The organism is Paenibacillus sp. 10L310 (genome assembly GCF_056395745.1).
The window spans coordinates 1-4416 of record NZ_JBFTKC010000040.1 but is presented as its reverse complement, the minus strand read 5'-3'; the positions used below and the strand labels follow the sequence as shown (position 1 = coordinate 4416).

The 4416-nt window shown below is 37.8% G+C and carries 5 protein-coding genes and 1 pseudogene; all 6 read right to left on the bottom strand.

Annotated features, from left to right (window positions below; all coding sequences use genetic code 11):
* Positions 1-453: pseudogene (locus AC1DE7_RS31535) on the bottom strand (hypothetical protein); the annotation flags it as partial.
* Between the two features lie 161 nt (positions 454-614).
* A complete protein-coding gene (locus tag AC1DE7_RS31530) occupies positions 615-1070 on the bottom strand; it encodes a DUF6630 family protein (RefSeq protein WP_221821884.1) in 456 nt (151 codons plus the stop codon).
* A gap of 17 nt (positions 1071-1087) precedes the next feature.
* Positions 1088-2053: a hypothetical protein gene (locus AC1DE7_RS31525; RefSeq protein WP_253502177.1), complete on the bottom strand. Its 966-nt coding sequence runs from the start codon at positions 2051-2053 to the stop codon at positions 1088-1090.
* A 17-nt stretch (positions 2054-2070) separates the two neighbouring features.
* Positions 2071-2667, bottom strand: coding sequence for a hypothetical protein (locus AC1DE7_RS31520; protein ID WP_221821881.1), 597 nt, complete (start codon positions 2665-2667; stop codon positions 2071-2073).
* A 193-nt stretch (positions 2668-2860) separates the two neighbouring features.
* Positions 2861-3340, bottom strand: coding sequence for an immunity protein YezG family protein (locus AC1DE7_RS31515; protein WP_154897029.1), 480 nt, complete (start codon positions 3338-3340; stop codon positions 2861-2863).
* A 4-nt stretch (positions 3341-3344) separates the two neighbouring features.
* On the bottom strand, positions 3345-4416 hold a 1072-nt coding region (locus AC1DE7_RS31510), incomplete at its 5' end, for a DNA/RNA non-specific endonuclease (RefSeq protein ID WP_477535886.1).

Here is a 4416-nt window from a genome sequence, read left to right as displayed (position 1 = left end):
CAATATAAAGCTGCTTCCTCCGCCAAGAAGCCAAATTGCTTCAGGGGCGGTTGCTTTAATCTGACCTGCTTTAAGTGATAGACTGCCACCCTGAATCGAGATGTTACCTGCACTCTGCATCATTACACCTTGGTCATTCAGTGTGATGATTAATCCAGCTCCAGCCTGTACGGTCACCTCATCCGATGACATACCAATAGATGGTCCGTCAGGATGGCCCCACAGTTTGTGTTGCGTTCCACTGGAAACCGAACGCTTGCTTTCGGGGACTGCATGACGAATATAAGCCTTGGACTCGCGACTTCCGGGAATGTACAGTTTCACCGTGTCACCAAGCTCTGGCATCAAGAGCAGATAGATCGTGGTTTTCGCATATGATGATCTTCTAGCATCATACGATGTGCAGTCATGAGCAACCCGGACTCCATACTGTTTATCCAAATCTTTAGTCATTTTTCTTATTATGTTTCACTGAATTTAATTCTTAAGACTTTATGGATCATATAGTTGATCAGAGTTTTGACTTTTAAAACGCAAGATTAACCCTTTCTAAAAAACCTCAAAACAAATAAGCCCCAGTCAAATAACTGGAGCCTGTCTGACTTATCTCTGAACTAAATATACAACTGGATATGACGCTCTTTTTCAGGAATATCTTCATCTTCTAGTAAATCCACTTCGGTTAGCGCACCCTCATGCTTAAGTTCGGCGATGAACAATGCATAGAAGTCTCCTGCTGTCGGATAGGAGAATAAACCATATCCTTTTCGAGAAATCAGCTTGTTTACCTCCCTAATTTTCTCAGGGAGATATTTGTAGTCAAACTCTCCCAACTCTTCTAGCTGATCTGCAGTTCCCAATTCGATATCATAGGCATACTCATAGTCTAAGATGTAATTGACGATTTCCTGATCCACTTCTCCTTTGTAGTCCAGAAATAAAAACCGTTTGGTCGCTAAGCCATGATTCAGCATACTATAATACGCCAGTGATTCATCCGGATCATTCAAAATTATGTCGATATCCTCTGTATCATCGAAAATTAACGGCACCAAATCTTCATCTGCCATGCAGTCTTCCTCCTCTCCTATTCAAACAGAACTCCATGGTGGTTTGGGATATACTCTGGATAGTTTTTGCGATAGAAGTCATCAATCATTCGTAAAACGGGATCCCATTCTGGATACGGTTCAGGATCTTGAATGTTCATTTTAGCCTCCGGTAAGTTCATCAGGAAATCATCAAAATGACTTGGATTGGGCAGACCTTGTTTTTTTCTCACATGAAGCAAATACAAAATTTCATAAGGATAAAAAGCGTAATCATAATTTCCAAACTCAAGCGATTTTCCTAACTCTGAAGCAAGCGTGGAATGATGTTCGGACATTCTTCCAATTAAATGCGTAATTTCATCCACATCAGGTGTATTCCATTGTTCCAATACTTCTCTGTAGATTCCAAGTTCTTCGGGAATCAAGCCACATGGCTGTTCCCGATTTGTTAATGCGGATTTCACAGCCAAGTGAACATATTCATTAGTTCCCTCAAGTTCTTGCTTGGTATGTTGGAGATATAACTCTAGTAAAAACCAGATATGTTGATTCCAATCATTCGCTTCCATTAAATTATCTCCAAGATATTTGACTATAAAATCAAAAAATATCTTTTCCTCTTTTACCCATCCGTATAAATTGAAGTGTATTAATGCGATGATGCTATACTCGAAAGAATAATCAATCAATTTCAGGCTCGGATAACGCTCTCTATAAATATGACTACCCATGCACTGATAAAATTTTATTTGTTGGTTTTTTTTTAGCGCACTTACATTTCGACCGTTTTTAATCAATACGTCATTTTTCCACACATCTAACCAAAAGGAAGATATATTATCCATATCAATTAATAGAATGTGATCTCTCTCTGTATCATTAATATCGATGATTTCAACAATCTCATTTTTACCTTCTTCGTATTCATTTACGGCATTACTACCAAAAAAGTTTTTGACATACCTTTTGTAGGCCAAATGCATTTTTTTTGAATTAACCATTGTGTTCTCCTTAAGTTTTATTTTATCTCCTTACTCCAATCTTTTACTTTTACAACATCTACTCCAAAACCAACCGAAGTTTTCGAAATATCAACCTCTACTCTGATATACTCAAACTCCAACCCTGGGTTATCTTTTAAAAGTTTCTTGTACTTTGCTTTAAAATCCGCAAAACTTTTATTTTTACGGCTTGACATCACTTCAAAATATTTAGCACCACCCAGTTTTTGCTCTGTTGAATAATTGAAATTTCCCCACTCGGAAGTCTTAGCCTCAATCATGGTTAATTTAGGAGGCGGACCTTTGGACAAAAAGGCTCCATCTATGCCGTTCCTACCAACTTGAAATTGATCGGAAATATCCTTACCCAGATTGTTGTTTATTGCGATTTTTTTCGCAACTTCCTCGCCAAAATCACCCTTATCATGATCATAATATTTTGTATTATCGATTTTTCGCTCATACCCTTCTACACTGGATAAATCAAATTTACTACTTATATCATCTGGAGTATCCAGTTGATTGATTGAATACCTTACTCCGTTGTCTTGACTGATCATCAGCTTATTTAAAAGTTGTGAGAAAACGAAGGTAATAAAAAAGAGGTCAATCATGGTGGTATCTGACCATAATTAACCTGTTTGATGTATAGGAATAGCGTTATTTAAATTATAAAATTAAAGCAATTGATTTGCGTACAACCGAAATGATGAAATCTTTATACGGGTATTACATGGGTTAGTTGTGTTATTGGTCGAATGATGGATGTAATCGGCACTGGGTAGTCCTACCAAAGAAAAATGGCATTTAATTCGCTTCTTCAAACTGCTTCATTTTTTCGATCTTTATTCTGTCATTCTCTTCTTGTGGAATATTATTCAGATATTTACTTTCCCAATATTCTAACCTGTCTGAAGGGCCAAAATTGGATTCTCCCCATTTTGTATAGTCGTATATTATATTTAATTTTCCTTCAGATGTAAGTTTCATGGTTATTGAAAACCAAGGCTCTTGTCCATCTTCTATAAATATATTTTTTAGATCATTGGTAACTTTCAACAACTTTCTCATAGTTTTTTTATATATTTCTGAATTAATATTGTAATTCTTCAAAATATCTCGGCAATAAACATAATCATGTTTATTTATTGGTTTGAAGAAAAAGAAAACACCCCCTTCTCCATTTTCTACCTCGCCATTAAAATAAAAATTTTCCCAATCTTCAGGTATCAATTCATTTATTGTTTCTGCTATCTCTCTATATAAATCATTCATCTGCTGTTCCATTCTACTAACCTCCCGGTTGATTCTGTATTGTAATAGTAACTTCTTTTTTCTTCCCTATTTGGTAAGTTACTTCGAATGAATGTGGTCTCATTGAACTTCCTGAATAGACTGGTTCAATTTTCACAGTAACTTTTTTAGGTGGTACTTCATTCAGAGCATTCGCCCATTCAGTTTCCATTTCATACCATTTTCCGCCACTTCGATTAATTTGGCTATTCTGTGGCACTAAGTTATCGATATCCTTTGGTCCTTTAAACTGTGCCCCTATCAAGTGTCCACCATCGTCATCAGGTAACCTACCTTGCCCTTTTCCTACCGTCCTCTGGGCATATTCACTACGGTCTCCTTTACCAAGTACAAGTGCTCCTTCACATTCAATAATACGCCCTTGACTGTCCGTACGATAATTATAACCATCTGGTGATGTGTATTCTATATTTGGTTTTAAAACTTTTTTTCTATTCTTTCTTGTAAAATGATCTCCATACTTAACTGTTTCATAGACTATTGGTGGCGGTATAACAGCTTGTCCCGTCCCCTCAGCCTCTGATTCACTTTCTTGTCTTTCTTCCTCTTCCCTTTTACGTTTTTCCTCCTCTTTTTTCTTTTTATCATCTTTTCCTTTTTTCTTCGATGAATCTTGTTTCCACTGATTATGACTGTTGGGAATCTGATTATCTTTCTTGTTAGCGCTAGATGAGCTTGTTCCTTCACCCTCGCTCGACTTTTTCCCTGTACCTGTATTTGATCCTGCAGTATCCGGTTCTCCGGATGTTTGGGTCTTCTTACTGGTATTCGGAGTTGGATCCTCTATCTTGCCACTACCTGATGATTCTGTTCCTTCACCATCGCCAGGCTTCTTCCCTGTACCTGGACTCGATGCAGTAGCATCCGTTTCACCCGATGATTTGGACTTCTTACTAGTATTCGGTGTCTGACCCGTTTTCTTGCCACTGCTTGGTGAGTTTGTGCCTTCACCGTCGCCAGACTTCTTCCCTATACCTGGACTCGATGCAGTAGCATCCGTTTCACCTGACGATGAAGACTTCTTACTGCTGCTCGGGGTCTGATTCGGT

Coding starts and splice junctions, on each gene's coding strand:
- AC1DE7_RS31515 (WP_154897029.1), bottom strand. CDS start 3,340: ATGGAACAGCAGATGAATGATTTATATAGAGAGATAGCAGAAACAATA.
- AC1DE7_RS31530 (WP_221821884.1), bottom strand. CDS start 1,070: ATGGCAGATGAAGATTTGGTGCCGTTAATTTTCGATGATACAGAGGAT.
- AC1DE7_RS31525 (WP_253502177.1), bottom strand. CDS start 2,053: ATGGTTAATTCAAAAAAAATGCATTTGGCCTACAAAAGGTATGTCAAA.
- AC1DE7_RS31520 (WP_221821881.1), bottom strand. CDS start 2,667: ATGATTGACCTCTTTTTTATTACCTTCGTTTTCTCACAACTTTTAAAT.